Source organism: Stenotrophomonas sp. NA06056, assembly GCF_013364355.1.
In the GTDB taxonomy this organism is placed as follows: Bacteria; Pseudomonadota; Gammaproteobacteria; order Xanthomonadales; family Xanthomonadaceae; genus Stenotrophomonas.
The window spans coordinates 2,635,017-2,650,329 of record NZ_CP054931.1; the positions used below are offsets into that span (position 1 = coordinate 2,635,017).

14 protein-coding genes are annotated in these 15,313 nt (G+C 65.4%); 1 reads left to right on the plus strand and 13 read right to left on the minus strand.

Features of this window, described 5'->3' with window-relative positions:
* Positions 1-86 precede the first annotated feature (86 nt).
* The 13 genes from alaS to rlmE all read right to left on the minus strand — a co-directional run bounded on the left by alaS (position 87) and on the right by rlmE (position 14,930).
* Positions 87-2,735 (minus strand): alanine--tRNA ligase, encoded by a 2,649-nt coding sequence (gene alaS / locus HUT07_RS11725; RefSeq protein ID WP_176021084.1) that lies wholly within the window; start codon positions 2,733-2,735, stop codon positions 87-89.
* Positions 2,736-2,840: 105 nt separating this feature from the next.
* Positions 2,841-3,332, minus strand: a complete 492-nt coding sequence (gene recX / locus HUT07_RS11730; protein WP_099820106.1) for a recombination regulator RecX — start codon at positions 3,330-3,332, stop codon at positions 2,841-2,843.
* Between the two features lie 109 nt (positions 3,333-3,441).
* Positions 3,442-4,479 (minus strand): recombinase RecA, encoded by a 1,038-nt coding sequence (gene recA, locus HUT07_RS11735; RefSeq protein WP_176022539.1) that lies wholly within the window; start codon positions 4,477-4,479, stop codon positions 3,442-3,444.
* Between the two features lie 201 nt (positions 4,480-4,680).
* Positions 4,681-5,316: a transcriptional repressor LexA gene (lexA, locus tag HUT07_RS11740; RefSeq protein ID WP_176021085.1), complete on the minus strand. Its 636-nt coding sequence runs from the start codon at positions 5,314-5,316 to the stop codon at positions 4,681-4,683.
* A 219-nt stretch (positions 5,317-5,535) separates the two neighbouring features.
* The gene (gene ubiB, locus HUT07_RS11745) at positions 5,536-7,218 is read right to left on the minus strand and encodes a 2-polyprenylphenol 6-hydroxylase (RefSeq protein WP_176021086.1); all 1,683 of its coding nucleotides are present in this window, start codon (positions 7,216-7,218) and stop codon (positions 5,536-5,538) included.
* 35 nt (positions 7,219-7,253) lie between these two features.
* Positions 7,254-7,748: a nicotinamide-nucleotide amidohydrolase family protein gene (locus HUT07_RS11750; RefSeq protein WP_176021087.1), complete on the minus strand. Its 495-nt coding sequence runs from the start codon at positions 7,746-7,748 to the stop codon at positions 7,254-7,256.
* A gap of 102 nt (positions 7,749-7,850) precedes the next feature.
* Complete coding sequence (gene hflX, locus HUT07_RS11755; protein ID WP_176021088.1) at positions 7,851-9,161, minus strand: ribosome rescue GTPase HflX; 1,311 nt, start codon at positions 9,159-9,161, stop codon at positions 7,851-7,853.
* A 14-nt stretch (positions 9,162-9,175) separates the two neighbouring features.
* A complete protein-coding gene (gene hfq, locus HUT07_RS11760) occupies positions 9,176-9,451 on the minus strand; it encodes an RNA chaperone Hfq (RefSeq protein ID WP_025878916.1) in 276 nt (91 codons plus the stop codon).
* Positions 9,452-9,546: 95 nt separating this feature from the next.
* A complete protein-coding gene (miaA, locus tag HUT07_RS11765) occupies positions 9,547-10,500 on the minus strand; it encodes a tRNA (adenosine(37)-N6)-dimethylallyltransferase MiaA (protein ID WP_176021089.1) in 954 nt (317 codons plus the stop codon).
* Entirely contained in the window at positions 10,500-11,396 is an 897-nt protein-coding gene (folP, locus tag HUT07_RS11770; RefSeq protein ID WP_176021090.1) for a dihydropteroate synthase, read from the minus strand. The genes miaA and folP overlap by 1 nt, the downstream gene beginning before the upstream one ends.
* A gap of 614 nt (positions 11,397-12,010) precedes the next feature.
* Positions 12,011-12,196 (minus strand): hypothetical protein, encoded by a 186-nt coding sequence (locus HUT07_RS11775; RefSeq protein ID WP_176021091.1) that lies wholly within the window; start codon positions 12,194-12,196, stop codon positions 12,011-12,013.
* Positions 12,197-12,293: 97 nt separating this feature from the next.
* Positions 12,294-14,231 (minus strand): ATP-dependent zinc metalloprotease FtsH, encoded by a 1,938-nt coding sequence (gene ftsH, locus HUT07_RS11780; protein WP_176021092.1) that lies wholly within the window; start codon positions 14,229-14,231, stop codon positions 12,294-12,296.
* 66 nt (positions 14,232-14,297) lie between these two features.
* Positions 14,298-14,930, minus strand: coding sequence for a 23S rRNA (uridine(2552)-2'-O)-methyltransferase RlmE (gene rlmE, locus HUT07_RS11785; RefSeq protein WP_100464728.1), 633 nt, complete (start codon positions 14,928-14,930; stop codon positions 14,298-14,300).
* 64 nt (positions 14,931-14,994) lie between these two features.
* Between rlmE and yhbY the strand changes: the two genes are divergently transcribed.
* On the plus strand, positions 14,995-15,300 hold the full coding sequence (gene yhbY, locus HUT07_RS11790; RefSeq protein ID WP_176021093.1) for a ribosome assembly RNA-binding protein YhbY: 306 nt from the start codon (positions 14,995-14,997) through the stop codon (positions 15,298-15,300).
* Positions 15,301-15,313 lie beyond the last annotated feature (13 nt).

Here is a 15,313-nt window from a genome sequence, read left to right on the forward strand (position 1 = left end):
GAAGCGCGCCCACGACAAAGGGAAAAGATTCGCAATGGTACCGTCAGCCGTCCCGCTCCTACAAGGAGGGGGACGGCAGGGGTTCATCACAGGCGGGGGCTGACCCATTCGACGACCGCAGCCAGCGCGGTGGCAAGGGCGGGCCCGTCCTCGCCACCACCCTGGGCGAGGTCCGGGCGTCCGCCGCCCTTGCCCCCGATCTGACCGGCGATATGGGACAACAGTTCCCCGGCCTTGACCTTGCCCATTGCACTGCCGTTCACGCCCGCGACCAGGGCCGCCTTGCCGTCCTGGGCACCGGCCAGCACGATCACCGCGTCGCCCAGCTGTTGCTTCAGGCGGTCCATGGCATCGCGCAGGGCCTTGGCATCAAAGCCTTCCAGACGCACGGCCAGGACCTTCACACCGGCGACCTCGACGGCCTGCCCGGACAGATCGGCGGTTGCGCCAGCGGCAGCCTTGGCCTTCACGGCCTCCAGCTCGCGCTCCAGCTGCTTCTGGCGCAGACCCAGCGCACGGATCTTTTCGACCACGTCGGCAGCGCTGCCACCGAGCAGTTCAGCGGCCTCTGCCAGGCGCGCCTCCTCGGCGTCCACGTAGTCCAGCGCGCCCTGGCCGGTGACGGCCTCGATACGACGCACGCCGGCCGACACGCCGCCCTCGGAGGTGATCTTGAACAGACCGATATCACCGGTCCGGTTGACGTGGGTGCCACCACACAGCTCGGTGGAGTAGTCCCCCATCTTCAGCACGCGCACGTTCTCGCCGTACTTCTCGCCGAACAGGGCCATCGCGCCAAAGTCCAGCGCTTCCTGCATGCCCATGGTGTGCACTTCGGCGGCGTTGTTGGCGCGCACCTGCTGGTTGACCTTGCGCTCGATGATCGCCAGTTCCTCGGCGCTGATCGGCTGGAAATGCGAGAAGTCGAAGCGCAGGCGGTCCGGCGCCACCAGCGAGCCCTTCTGCTGCACGTGGGTGCCCAGCACTTCGCGCAGGGCAGCATGCAGCAGGTGGGTGGCCGAGTGGTTGAGGATGGTGGCGCCACGGCGCTCGCCATCGACCTGACCGGACAGCACGTCACCAACTTTCAGGCTGCCCTGGGTCAACTTGCCGACGTGGCCATGGAACTGGCCAGCAAACTTCTGGGTGTCGTTCACCTGCATCTGCACGCCGGCAGCGGACAAGGTGCCGGTGTCGCCGACCTGGCCACCGGATTCGGCATAGAACGGGGTCTGGCTGGTCAGCACGATGACCTCGTCACCGGACTGGGCCGCGTCCACCGGGCGGCCATCCTTGAGGATGGCGACCACGTTGAGGCCATCGGCCTGCAGGCGGTCATAGCCGAGGAAGATGGTCGGCTTGAGCGTGGCGACCAGATCGGCCGACAGGGTCACGCCACCGCCGAACTTGCCGGCGGCACGCGCGGTCTCGCGCTGCGTCTCCATCGCGGCGTTGAAGCCGTCGATGTCCACGGTCAGGTCACGCTCGCGGGCGATGTCCTGGGTCAGGTCGAGCGGGAAGCCGTAGGTGTCGTACAGGCGGAAGGCGTCCACACCCGGGATCACGCCATTGCTGACCTTGGCAGCAACGTCGTCGAAGATCTTCATGCCCGAGTCGAGGGTTTCAGCAAAACGCTCTTCTTCGGCTCGCAACGCACGCACGACGGTATCGACCTGCGCCGGCAGTTCTGGATAGGCCTCGCCCATCTGCTCGACCAGGGTTGGTACCAGCTTGCTGAAGAACGGCTGGCGCACGCCCAGCATCCAGCCGTGCCGCAACGCGCGGCGGATGATCCGGCGCAGCACGTAGCCACGGCCTTCGTTGGACGGCAGCACGCCATCGACGATCAGGAACGAACAGGCGCGGATGTGATCGGCGATCACCCGCAGCGACTTGTTCTCCAGATCGGCTGTGCCGGTCAGTTCCGATGCCTTGCGGATCAGCGCCTGGAACAGGTCGATCTCGTAGTTGGTATGCACGTGCTGCAGGATCGCCGCCAGGCGCTCCAGGCCCATGCCTGTATCCACGCACGGCGCCGGCAACGGCATCAGCGTGCCGTCCTGCTGGCGATCGAACTGCATGAAGACCAGGTTCCAGATCTCGATGAAACGGTCGCCATCCTCATCCGGCGAGCCCGGCGGGCCACCGGCGATATGGTCGCCATGGTCGTAGAAGATCTCGGTGCACGGACCGCACGGACCGGTATCGGCCATCTGCCAGAAGTTGTCCGAGGCGAAGGGCGCACCCTTGTTGTCGCCGATGCGCACGATGCGCTCTTCCGGAATGCCGATCATGTCGCGCCACAGCGCGTAGGCCTCGTCGTCGGTCTGGTAGACCGTGACCAGCAGGCGATCGGCGGGCAGCTTCCAGACCTGGGTCAGCAGCTCCCAGGCCCAGGCGATCGCATCCTTCTTGAAGTAATCGCCGAAGGACCAGTTGCCCAGCATTTCAAAGAAGGTGTGATGGCGGGCGGTATAGCCCACCTGGTCAAGATCGTTGTGCTTGCCACCGGCACGCAGGCAGCGCTGGACGTCGGCTGCACGCACGTAGCTGCGCTTTTCCGCGCCCAGGAACACGTCCTTGAACTGCACCATGCCGGAGTTGGTGAACAGCAGGGTCGGATCGTTGCCCGGCACCAGCGGCGCCGACGGCACGATGGTGTGGCCTTTGCCCTTGAAGAACTCAAGGAAGTCGCTGCGGATCTGGGATGTCGTGAATTTGGCGGATGCGTTCATGGGGGCTGGCAGTCTGCGGGCCGGGGCCCGTGCCGCCGGCCGCAGTGGCCAGGGTCGAACGGACCGCCGAAACCCCAAAGGGTATCAGGCCCGGCGCCATCAGTCTCAGTCGTCCGGATCGTAACGGGTCGCACGACGGATGCTGTCGCCATCAAAGCCCCGGCGAGCCAGCAGATCGGCGGCCTTGCGACGCTGCGCCAGGTCCTGCGGGCCGGCCTCACCGAAGCGGCGACGGACCAGGTCCCGGGCGTTCTCCGTCCAGTCGCCTTCAAAGGTCTCCATGGCGGCAGCGATCTGCTCGCTGTCCAGTCCATGGGTACCCAGTTCGGCACGCACATGGATGGGCCCGTAGCCGGTATTGGCACGCATGCGCACCAGATTCTCGGCAAAGCGGGTATCGTCCTGCCAGCCAGCCTCGGTCAGCTTGTCGACCGCGGCCTGCGCCGCCTCGCCCTCGATACCCCGGGAGGTCAGCTTGCGGGTCAGCTCCTTGCGCGAATGCTCACGCCGCACCAGCAACCCCAAGGCACGCTGGACGGGGGTCTGTTCGCGTACGCGGCGCTTGCGGCCGGGTTCCGGGGCGTCGGAATCGTTCATGCTCGCCTTCAATCAAATGCGCCGTCCCTGGCGCGTCCCCCGTCGGGGAAACCGAATCTGCAGGACAGGGCGACGTCACTGACGGCGCCGCCCTGCCCCACAGCAAGCCTTACTCGTCGTCGCCTTCGTCGTCGCCTTCCTCACGGACGGCTTCGGTCGGCTGGAACTTTTCGCGCAGCTCAGCCTCAAGCTTGGCGGCAACCTGCGGGTTGTCGCGCAGATAGCCGCGGGCGTTGTCCTTGCCCTGGCCGATGCGCTCTTCACCGTAGCTGTACCAGGCACCGGCCTTCTCGACCAGCTTGGCCTCCACGCCCATATCGATCAGTTCGCCTTCGCGGCTGATGCCTTCGCCGTACAGGATCTCGGTGATGACCTGCTTGAACGGCGGCGCCAGCTTGTTCTTGACGACCTTGATCTTGGTCTGGTTGCCGATGATCTCGTCGCCCTTCTTGATCGCGCCGATGCGGCGGATGTCCAGGCGCACCGAGGCATAGAACTTCAGCGCGTTGCCGCCGGTGGTCACTTCCGGGCTCTGGCCCGGCATCATCACGCCGATCTTCATGCGCAACTGGTTGATGAACACCACCAGGGTGTTCGAACGCTTGATGTTGCCGGTCAGCTTGCGCAGCGCCTGGCTCATCAGACGTGCCTGCAGGCCCGGCAGCTGGTCGCCCATCTCGCCTTCGATTTCGGCCTTCGGGGTCAACGCGGCGACCGAGTCGACCACCAGGATGTCCACCGAACCGGAGCGGACCAGCATGTCGGCGATTTCAAGCGCCTGCTCACCGGTATCCGGCTGCGAGAGCAGCAGGTCGTCGACATTGACGCCCAGCTTGCCTGCGTAGATCGGGTCCAGCGCGTGCTCGGCATCGATAAAGGCAGCCGTACCGCCCAGCTTCTGGCACTCGGCGATGGCCTGCAGGGTCAACGTGGTCTTGCCGGAGGATTCCGGGCCGTAGATTTCCACGACGCGGCCCTTGGGCAGGCCACCAATGCCCAATGCGATATCCAGCATCAGAGAACCGGTCGGAATCGCCTCGACGGGCTCGACCACACGGTCGCCCATGCGCATCACCGAGCCCTTGCCGAACTGCTTTTCGATCTGGCCCAGAGCTGCAGCGAGGGCGCGCTTCTTGTTCTCGTCCATCGGATTGGTCCTTGCAGAGGTCACGTCGTTGGAGGTGCTGTCTTTGGAAGTCTTCTTGGCCATGGGTTCACTTTAAGGCTGGCGTATCGCACAGGCTGAGATTCTGCCCGGCGTTCGGAAAAAAATTATCGGACATCCGTACCAACCTCAGCAGAACCAGAGAATCGCCACAAAAGACCGCGGGAATTGCAGGGTGAATCGTCAGCGGTTTGGTCGCAGCAGCCCGCAGTACAGGCCCTCGATCGAGAAGTCCTGGTCGGGAAGCACGTCAATCGGCTTGTAATCGGGATTGCGGGGCAGCAGGCGGATCCGGTCCTTGGCGATCTTCAACAGCTTGACGGTGATCTCGTCATCAATGCGTGCCACCACGATCTGCCCGGAATGAGCGTCGCGGGTGCGGTGCACGCCGATCAGGTCGCCATCGAAGATGCCTTCGTCGATCATCGAGTCGCCCTGCACCTTCAGCAGGTAGTCCGGTGCGGGCGAGAAGAACACCCGATCCAGCACCACGAAATCATCCGAGCCGATGTCGGCGCCGATCGGCAGACCTGCAGCGACCCGCCCCAGGATCGGCAGGCGCAGGACGCTGTCGGGCAGGTCAGGCTCGGCAAGCTTCTCTACCGGCGGCGCCTGCACCAGGCGGATGCCTCGCGCCTGGCCCGGTACGCGACGGATCGCCCCGGCCTGCTCCAGCGCCTCCAGGTGGTACTGCGCCGCGCGCACCCCCTTGAAGCCGAAGGCGCGTGCGATTTCAGTCTGCGACGGCGGTGCGCCTTCGCTCTCGATACGCTCGGCGATCAACTGCAGGATCGCCTGCTGGGTGTCGGTCAGGTCCATGGTTAGTAGTATTACTACTAATACCCGGGTGTGCAAGTGCCGGGGGCGACAAGACGCAATGCGGGCCGAAACCGACATGCAGTGCCGAGCCATGCTCGGCAATCAGACGAATGCCCAGGCTGACGTAGACGAAGGCGAAAGCAGCCGACCAGCGGTCGGCTCTACAGGAATCGCTGCGCGATTCCGCGGTTCCCGGTGGGAACCGCCGCGGTAAGCACACTACGTGTGCTTGCCGCTTCTCCAGATCGAGAACAGGATCCACACCCCGCAGAACCCTGCGCCGATGAAGCCGCACACGCCCAGCGCCAGCAACCAGCGGCTGGAGACGCCCCCTACGCTGTGCATGACAATCGACGAGCCGATGATCAAGGCCGCGGTGACGATCCCCATCACCATCCGGTTCGCTGCACGATTGACCTGGTCGCCGAAGCCCTGCAGCGCGCTGGTCTCGACCTTCAGCTGCAGGCGGCCACGGCGCGCAGCCTGGACCAGCTTGCGCAGATCCCGAGGCAGTTCACCGGCAAAGTCGATCATGCCGAGCAAGCTGCGTCGGCCCCGTTTCAGCAGCGCCCGCGGCGCATAGCGCTGCAGCACGACCCGTTCCAGGAACGGGCGTGCCGCGCTGGCCATATCGAAATCCGGGTCAAGCTGGCGGCCCATGCCCTCCAGTGTCAGGAAGGCCTTGATCATCAGCGCCAGATCCGCCGGCAAGGTCAGGTTGTAGCTGCGCAGCAACTGGGTGATGTCGCCCAGCATCAGGCCGATGCGCAGGTCTTTCAGTGGCACGCCACGGTACTGGTCGACGAACAGGCTGATGTCATGCTGCAACCGGTTCTCGTCCACCTCCACCCCGCCCGCCCAGTCCAGCAGCACATCGGCCACGCCCTGCGGGTCCTGTTCCACCAGACCATGCAGCAGCTGTGCGACCTGGAAGCGGCGTATCTCCGACAAGGCGCCAACCATGCCGAAATCGATCACGCCGATGCGGCCGTCGCGCAGGTAGATGATGTTGCCCGGGTGTGGATCGGCGTGGAAGCTGCCGTCCTCCAGCACCATCTTCAATACGATGTCGGCGCCACGCCGGGCCAGTTCGCGGCGGTCGAGGCCTGCCGCGTCAACACCGGCAAGATCACGACCGGCAATGCCGTCGACGAAGTCCTGCACGTTCAGGCTTTCGCAGGTCCATTGCCAGTGCACCGCCGGAATCAGGATGTCGTTCCGCCCCTCGAAGTTGCGTGCGATGCGCTCGGCATTGCGGCACTCCCCGGCAAAATCCAGCTCGCGCCGCAGCGACACCGTGAACTGCTGCACCACCTCGGCGGGCCGGTAGCGGCGCAGATCCGGAAGGCGTGCCTCAACGATCTCGGCCAGCCGGGCCAGCAATCGCAGATCGGCCTCAACCACGTCACGGATACCGGGACGCCGCACCTTCAGCACCACTTCGCGCCCATCATGCAATCGCGCGCGATGGGCCTGGGCCAGCGAAGCAGCGGCCATCGGCGTTTCATCAAGGAAGGCGAACACCTGCGCCGGCGAAGCACCAAGATCGGCCTCCAGCTGTTCGCGGATCTTCTCGTAGGGCAACGCAGGTACCGCGTTCTGCAACTCGGAGAGTTCAGCAATCCAGTCCGGCGGCAACAGGTCCACGCGCGTGGCCAGCACCTGGCCCAGCTTCACGAACGTCGGCCCGAGATCCTGCAGGGCGCTGCGCACGCGCACCGGCGCAGTCATCCGCAGCATCTCCTGCCGTTCCTCGTTCCAGTGCAGCAGGCGACCGGTACGTTCCAGCACGGTCGCCAAGCCGATGCGCCGCACGACGTCGCCGAAGCCGTAGCGGATCAGGACGGCGGCGATCTCCTGCAGCCGGCCAAGGTCACGGACGGTGCCCAGCGTCTCCCACATCGTTGCCTACTCCGGTTGATTGCCGGAGCAGCATGTCACAGCTGGGCGTCGATACCGTGCAATGCCGCCGCTACGGTCTGCCGGCGGATGGCTTCACGTTCACCGTCGAACTGGAACAGCTCGGCACGGGCATAGCCGCCGCGGCGCTTCCAGCCGATCCAGACACAGCCGACCGGCTTGTCCGGACTGCCACCACCCGGCCCTGCGATTCCGGTCACCGCCACCGCGATGCCGGCGCCGGAATTGACCAGCGCCCCGGACACCATTTCCAGCACCGTTTCGCGGCTGACCGCACCGAACTGTTCCAATGTCTGCGCGCGCACACCCAGCAGCCGCTGCTTGGCTTCGTAGCTGTAAACCACCATGCCGCAGTCGAAGAACGCCGAGGAACCGGCGATGTCGGTCATGCACTTGGCGATCCAGCCACCACTGCAGCTTTCAGCAGTCACCAGCTGCAGCGAGGCCTGCTGCAGTCGCTGGCCCAGCGCAGCGGCCTGGGCGTTGAGTTCGGCGTCGGTGGGGATGGACATCGTGGTAGCTGAAAGATGAAGAACCTGCACGTTGTACCGCAGATTGAAGCGTGGTGTCGCGGCACGGCGCCAAGGAGCTGCCGGCCAGCGGCCGGCACGACGTCACCATTCGGGCAGCTTCTCCGGCAGCAGGGCCCGGATCGGTTCGCCATCAGCGCTGGCGGCCAGCTTCTCGGCCTCGGCGATGGGAAGATCGACCTGCAGCAGCCAGCCTTCTTCATCGGCCTGCTCGCTGCGGATCACTTCCAGCTGGTGCAGGCGCGCGCGCAGTCGGCCGGCACTGGGGGGCAGGCGCAACTCGCCGGTTACGTGCTGCAGCCCCAGGCGCTTGCCGAGCACGGCCTGCAACAGCTCGATGCCCTGCCCGTCGCGGGCGGAAATCCACACCCGCTCACGCCGCGATTCATCCGGCACGCCGTCCTGGCCATCGTGGCGCACGTCGGCGCCCTCGATACGGTCGATCTTGTTGAACACCAGCAGCTGCGGCAGGTCGCCGGCACCGACGGCGGTCAGCACCTCATCAACCTGGGCGATGCGCTCCTCGCGGTGCGGATCGGCGGCATCGACAAGGTGCAGCAGGAAATCCGCCTCGCGCGCTTCAGACAGGGTCGAGCGGAAGGCCGCCACCAGGTCATGCGGCAGGTCGCGCACGAAACCCACCGTATCGGCCAGCACGACGTTGCCACCGGGCACTGCAATGCGGCGTACGGTCGGATCCAGGGTGGCGAACAACTGGTCAGCCGCATAGGCCTCGGCGCCAGTCATCGCATTGAACAATGTCGATTTGCCGGCATTGGTGTAGCCCACCAGGGCCACGCGCGGCAATTCGCTGCGCACGCGCGCACGGCGCATCTGGGTGCGCTGTACTTCGACCTTTTCCAGCCGCTTCTGCAGCTGTTCAACCCGCTTCTGCAGCAGGCGACGGTCGGTTTCCAGCTGGGTTTCACCCGGTCCGCGCAGACCGATCGAACCACCACGCTGGCGCTCCAGATGGGTCCAGCCGCGCACCAGCCGTGTCGCCATATGGCGCAGCTGGGCCAGCTCGACCTGCAGTTTGCCTTCATGACTGCGTGCACGCTGGGCGAAGATGTCCAGGATCAGGCCGGTACGGTCGATCACCCGGCGCTCCAGGAAACGCTCCAGATTGCGCTCCTGGCCCGGGCTCAACGCATGGTTGACCAGGACCAGGTCGGCTCCGGTGGCATCGGCAGCGGCCTTGATCTCATCCAGCTTGCCGCTGCCGAGCAGGGTCGACGGGTTCGGGCGATCCAGGCGCGCAGTGATGGTCACCGCGATGCTGGCCCCAGCCGAGCGGGCCAGATCACCGAATTCTTCCAGCACATCGTCTTCCAGCTTGCCGAAATGCGGCTGGATCAACAGGGCGTGTTCGCCCTTTTTCGAGCGGTCAAACATTCACCGCTCCAACATCATTCGTCTGCTTCATCACCCGCCTGACCATCTTCACCTGACTGCACGTACCCACCACCCGGGCCGACCTTGACGTTGCGCGCCGGCACCACGGTGGAAATGGCGTGCTTGTAGACCATCTGGCTGACGGTGTTGCGCAGCAGGACCACGAACTGATCGAACGATTCGATCGTGCCCTGCAGCTTGATGCCGTTGACCAGGTACACCGAAACCGGCACGCGTTCGCGCCGCAGTGCATTCAAGAAAGGATCCTGCAGCGATTGCCCCTTGGACATTGCACACTCCTGATTATTGTTCTTATTGGTAGCCGGCGGTTGCCGCGGCCCCCGAGCCGCTTGCCGGCCCATGATGGTACACGGCCAGCGTCGGTTCAGCGTGCAACGAAGGTCGACACCGCGCCTGCCAGGCGCTCCCCATCCATATGGGGGTCGAACCAGCGCGCATCAAGCTCGCCGCGCAGCCAGGTCAGCTGGCGCTTGGCCAGTTGACGGGTGGCGAAAATGGACCTGTCACGGAAGCGGGCCTCGTCGCCTTCGCCGTCCAGGTACTCCCAGGCTTGGCGATACCCCACTGCGCGGACGGCCGGCAGGTCCAGCGGCGCGGCGACCGCCCGCATTTCCGGCAGCGCACGCAGGGCGCGCACTTCGTCGAGGAAGCCCTGGGCGAGCATGGCGTCGAAGCGGGCCTCGATGCGCTGGTGCAGCACGGCGCGTTCGCGCGGCGCCAGGATCAGCTTCAATGTGCGCACCGGCAACGGGGCGACCCCGGGTCGACGCTGCCATTCACTGATCGGCGTGCCGGTCAGCCGGTAGACCTCCAGCGCCCGCTGGATGCGTTGCGGGTCGGTGGCATGGATGCGCGCGGCGGCGGCCGGGTCGACAGTGGCCAGCTCGGCATGCAGGGCCGCCCAGCCGCGCTCGGCGGCCTCGGCGCTCAAGGCATCGCGCATCGCCGGGTCTGCCTCCGGCATCGGCGACAGCCCCTGCAGCAGCGCACGGAAGTACAGGCCGGTGCCGCCGGCCAGGATCGGCGTCTTGCCCCGGGCGACGATGTCGGCCACCACGCGGCTGGCATCGGCGGCGAACTCGGCGGCCGAATAGGTCTGCCAGGGATCGCGCAGGTCCAGCAGGTGGTGCGGTGCCTGCGCGCGTTCGGCAGCATCAGGCTTGGCCGAACCGACATCCAGCCCGCGATAGACCAGCGCCGAATCGACGCTGACGATTTCGCCATCCAGCCGCTGCGCCAGCGCGATCGCGGTTGCGGTCTTGCCGCTGGCGGTCGGCCCCATCACGGCGATCGCCAGCGGTCGTTGATCGACAGCCATCAGTCTTCGTCCGGCCAGCGGACGGTGGGTTTGGCATCTACCCGGACAGCGGGCACCGCTTCGACCGCCTGCCAGACGTTCAAGGCATCGACCGTCGCTGCCACGTCGTGCACACGCACGATACGGGCGCCGCGCTGCACGGCGATGAGGTGTGCGGCCACCGACGCAGCAACGCGCTCAGCCGGTGATTCGCGACCGGTCAGCTCTCCCAGGCTGCGCTTGCGCGACAGCCCGGCCAGCATCGGCACACCGAGTTCGAGAAAGCGCTCGGAACGGGCCAGCAGGGTGATGTTGTGCGCGGTGCTCTTGCCGAAGCCGAAGCCGAGGTCGATCACCAGGTTCTTCTTGGCGATGCCGGCCATTTCGGCGGCGAACAACCGCTGCACCAGGAAGCCATGGACGTCGCTGACGACGTCATCGTACTGCGGGTCGGCCTGCATGTGGCCGGGCTCGCCCTGCATGTGCATCAGCACCACCGGCACACCTGCATCTGCCGCCGCCTCCAGCGCACCGTCCTGGCGCAGGCCGAAAATGTCGTTGATCATCCCGGCACCTGCAGCCACTGCGGCGCGCATCACTTCCGGCTTGAAGGTGTCGATGCTGATCGGCACCGATGTACGCGTCGCCAGCTGCTCGATGACGGGCAGGACACGACGCAGCTCTTCGTCGATCGACACCGGCGCGGCACCCGGGCGGGTGGACTCGCCGCCGATATCGAGCAGGTCAGCCCCCTCCTCCACCAGCTTCAGGCCGTGCGCGACCGCTGCTTCGGTGGTGTCATGGGCACCGCCGTCGGAGAACGAATCCGGGGTGACGTTGACGATCCCCATGACCCGGGCACGGTCCAGGCGCAGGATGCGGCCGGCGCAATCGAGCTGGGGAGAGATATCGAACATGGGCAATCCTGCAGGGACAACGGCGGGTAGTTTAGTTCGGCAGGGCGGCGCCCTGCACCCGCAGAGGCAACAGCCAAAGCCAAAGCAGCTCTGGATTGCTGATGGTCTGGCGGGGCGTTGTGGGGCTGCAGGACACGCCGTAAACCCGTCCTTGGGGGCTCGATGGCGCCATCCATGGCGCCAACGGTCCTGCAGCCCCACACCGCCCCACCTCCGACAGATTCCCGGTGACGGTTGGATTGGGCCCGGTAGATCCACGCCATGCGTGGATGAATCTCCATCGAATTCGAATATCTCGAGAATTGAACGAAGAGCATCCACGCATGGCGTGGATCTACCGTGTCGACCAAGGTCGACACCTACCAACAGCAGCAGGAATCTGTCAGAGGTGGGGCGGTGTCGGATGGCGGGGTGTCAGCCGCATGGATGCGGCTGCCAAGGCCCCAGGGATGGGTTCACGGCGTCCCCGCAATCCGACACCGCCCCGCCATCACACGGAATGCCGGCTGATGCTGTTGCTGTTGCTGTTGCTGTTGCTGTTGCTGTTGAGGTTCCCGGCCAGCGGCCGGCACTACCGCCTCTGCGGGCGCCGGGCGCAGCCCGGCCGGAAAACCCTACCTGCGGCGGCGCTTCCGGTCCACGTACAGCGTCTTGATGATGCTCAGCAGGATGCCCACCGCGATACCTACGCCACAACCCAGCAGCAGATTGTCCACGGTCAGGCCGACGGCCACACCAACCACGGTGGCGATGACCATTTCGGCGGTGTGGGAAATCGGTTCAGGCTTGGGGGCAGACATGCGAACTCCAGCGGACTGTCGGAACGGATGGGCCGGGGCCCGGAAACAACAAGGCCGGGTTGCCCCGGCCTCGTCTTGCATTGCGTACGGCAGGCCGTCAGATCGATTCGGCCGGACCGGCGATCGGCGGCAGCGGACGGGCGTCGCCGCCCTTGTCATTGTTGCCACCGTCCTTGTTGGACTTGTTCCAGCCCATCGGCGGCGGCGGATCACGACCTTCCATGATGGCGTCGATCTGCGGCGCATCAATGGTTTCGTACTGCAGCAGCAGCTGGGACATGGCGTGCAGCTTGTCCAGGTTGGCCGTCATCAGCTCGGTGGTACGCGCGTAAGCCTCGTCGAGGATGTTGCGTACTTCCTCGTCGATGCGACGGGCCGTGTCGTTGGACACGCTCTTGTGCTGGGTGACCGAACGACCCAGGAACACCTCGTCGTCCTCTTCACCATAGGCGATCGGGCCGAGCTGCTCGGAAAGACCCCACTTGGTGACCATGTTGCGGGCCATCTTGGTGGCGCGTTCGATGTCGTTGGAGGCGCCAGTGGTGACCTTGTCGGCACCGAAGATCAGCTCTTCGGCGACGCGGCCACCGTACAGCGAGCAGAGCTGCGACTTGATCGCCACGCGGTTCATCGAGTACTTGTCGCCTTCCGGCAGGTACATGGTCACACCCAGCGCGCGACCGCGCGGAATGATCGTGACCTTGTAGACCGGGTCATGTTCCGGCACCAGACGACCCACGATGGCATGGCCGGCTTCGTGGTACGCGGTGAGGGTCTTCTCCTCCTCGCTCATGGCCATCGAGCGGCGCTCGGCACCCATCAGGATCTTGTCGCGGGCACGATCGAAGTGGTCCATGCGGACTTCCTTCTCGTTGCCACGCGCGGCGAACAGGGCCGCCTCGTTGCAGAGGTTGGCCAGGTCGGCACCGGAGAAGCCCGGGGTACCACGCGCGATCACCATCGGCTCGACGTCGTCGGCCAGCGGCAGCTTGCGCATGTGCACCTTGAGGATGTGCTCGCGGCCCTTCACGTCCGGCAGGCCGACCACGACCTGGCGGTCGAAACGGCCCGGACGCAGCAGCGCCGGGTCCAGCACGTCCGGACGATTGGTCGCGGCGATCACGATCACGCCTTCGCCACCTTCGAAACCGTCCATCTCGACCAGCAGCTGGTTCAGGGTCTGCTCGCGCTCGTCATGACCGCCACCCAGGCCAGCACCACGGTGGCGACCGACGGCATCGATTTCGTCGATGAAGATGATGCACGGCGCGTGCTTCTTGGCCTGCTCGAACATGTCGCGCACGCGGCTGGCGCCGACGCCGACGAACATTTCCACGAAGTCCGAACCGGAGATCGAGAAGAACGGCACCTTGGCTTCGCCTGCGATGGCCTTGGCCAGCAGCGTCTTGCCGGTACCCGGCGGGCCGACCATCAGCACGCCGCGCGGAATCTTGCCGCCCAGCTTGGTGAACTTGGACGGATCGCGCAGGAAGTCGACCAGTTCGCCCACTTCCTCCTTGGCCTCGTCGCAACCGGCAACGTCGGCGAAGGTGACCTTGATCTGGTCTTCGCCCTGCAGCTTGGCGCGCGACTTGCCGAAGGACATCGCGCCCTTGGCACCGCCGCCACCGCCCTGCATCTGGCGCATGATGAACAACCAGAAGCCGATGATCAGGATGACCGGCAGGAAATTCATCAGGATCGCACCGAGGGAGATACCGCTGGACGGCTCCTCCTGCACGATTTCCACGTTCTTGGTACGCAGCACGTTGATCAGGTCACGATCGAACGGCGCGGTGATGGTGGACGACTGTCCACCCCGGGTGGTGTAGGTGATCTGGCTGGTACCACCGCGCGTATCGCCGCCGAAGGCGACCTTCTGCACGTTGCCGCTGTCCACCTGGTCCAGGAACTGCGAGTACGAAGCGCCCTGCGCCCCAGCCCCGGAGGTCTTGGGCGAGAAACTCTGGAAGACCACCATCAGCACGACGGCGACGACCACCCATAGCAGGAGGTTCTTGGTCAAGTCGTTCATCCTCATTGGCTCCGGTGTTCCTCTTAGTGCTGGCGTTGCGTTGGGGTCGAACTTACGGGGTCGAGCTTACTTCATGTGGGCGCGTTTTCCCTGACCCAAGGCATACACCTCGGGAGAGCGCTTGCGCGAGGCTTCCGGCTTGCGGATGGAGACCTTGTCGTACCGGCGGCGCATGTCGCGCACGTAGTCGTCAAAGCCTTCGCCCTGGAACAGCTTGATCAGGAACGCCCCACCGGTCTTGAGGTGGTTGTCGGCGAAATCCAGCGCAAGCTCGGCCAGATGCATCATCCGCGGCTGGTCGACCGCGCCCACACCACTCTTATTGGGGGCCATGTCCGACAGCACAAGGTCTACCGGCTGATCCCCGAGCATGGCTTCAAACTCAGATAGGACGGTTTCTTCCCTGAAGTCACCATGAAGGAACTCCACGCCGGCCAGCGGCGGCATGTCCAGGATGTCCAGGGCCAGCACGCGGCCGGTATCACCAATCTGTCTCCGAACCTGCTGAGACCAGCCGCCCGGGGCCGCGCCGAGGTCGACCACCACCATGTGCGGCTTCAGCAGCCGGTCACGTTCGAGCAGTTCTTCAAGCTTGTAGGCCGCGCGGGAGCGCATGCCTTCCGCCTGGGCCTTCTTCACGAAGGGATCGGAGAAGTGTTCCTTGAGCCAGCGCTGGCTGCTTTTGCTGCGGGTAGCCATTGGAAATAGGGGCTGATGGGGTCGCCATGATACCCTGATCGTCCCATTCAACCGTGTTTTCTGCATGCCCACTGCCTTGACCCCTTCCCAGACCCGTTTCCTGCGCGGCCAAGCCCACGACCTGAAGGCCCTGCTGCAGACCGGCGGCAAGGGCGTCACGCCGGCCTTCCTGACCGAGCTGAACGAAGTGCTGGAACGTCACGAACTGGTCAAGGTGAAAGTTGCCGCCGAAGACCGTGACGCCCGCGACGTGATGATCGGCGAGATCGTGCAGGCCACCGACAGCGCGCTGGTGCAGCGCATCGGCCACGTCGCCGTGCTGTACCGCCCGAGCAAGGAACAGCGCCAGATCGTGCTGCCGCGCGGCTGATCGCCCTACTGCC

Excerpts from the sequence above, each read along its gene's own strand:
- alaS (WP_176021084.1), bottom strand. The coding sequence starts at position 2,735 with ATGAACGCATCCGCCAAATTCACGACATCCCAGATCCGCAGCGACTTC.
- recX (WP_099820106.1), bottom strand. The coding sequence starts at position 3,332 with ATGAACGATTCCGACGCCCCGGAACCCGGCCGCAAGCGCCGCGTACGC.
- recA (WP_176022539.1), bottom strand. The coding sequence starts at position 4,479 with ATGGACGAGAACAAGAAGCGCGCCCTCGCTGCAGCTCTGGGCCAGATC.
- lexA (WP_176021085.1), bottom strand. The coding sequence starts at position 5,316 with ATGGACCTGACCGACACCCAGCAGGCGATCCTGCAGTTGATCGCCGAG.
- ubiB (WP_176021086.1), bottom strand. The coding sequence starts at position 7,218 with ATGTGGGAGACGCTGGGCACCGTCCGTGACCTTGGCCGGCTGCAGGAG.
- HUT07_RS11750 (WP_176021087.1), bottom strand. The coding sequence starts at position 7,748 with ATGTCCATCCCCACCGACGCCGAACTCAACGCCCAGGCCGCTGCGCTG.
- hflX (WP_176021088.1), bottom strand. The coding sequence starts at position 9,161 with ATGTTTGACCGCTCGAAAAAGGGCGAACACGCCCTGTTGATCCAGCCG.
- hfq (WP_025878916.1), bottom strand. The coding sequence starts at position 9,451 with ATGTCCAAGGGGCAATCGCTGCAGGATCCTTTCTTGAATGCACTGCGG.
- miaA (WP_176021089.1), bottom strand. The coding sequence starts at position 10,500 with ATGGCTGTCGATCAACGACCGCTGGCGATCGCCGTGATGGGGCCGACC.
- folP (WP_176021090.1), bottom strand. The coding sequence starts at position 11,396 with ATGTTCGATATCTCTCCCCAGCTCGATTGCGCCGGCCGCATCCTGCGC.
- HUT07_RS11775 (WP_176021091.1), bottom strand. The coding sequence starts at position 12,196 with ATGTCTGCCCCCAAGCCTGAACCGATTTCCCACACCGCCGAAATGGTC.
- ftsH (WP_176021092.1), bottom strand. The coding sequence starts at position 14,231 with ATGAACGACTTGACCAAGAACCTCCTGCTATGGGTGGTCGTCGCCGTC.
- rlmE (WP_100464728.1), bottom strand. The coding sequence starts at position 14,930 with ATGGCTACCCGCAGCAAAAGCAGCCAGCGCTGGCTCAAGGAACACTTC.
- yhbY (WP_176021093.1), top strand. The coding sequence starts at position 14,995 with ATGCCCACTGCCTTGACCCCTTCCCAGACCCGTTTCCTGCGCGGCCAA.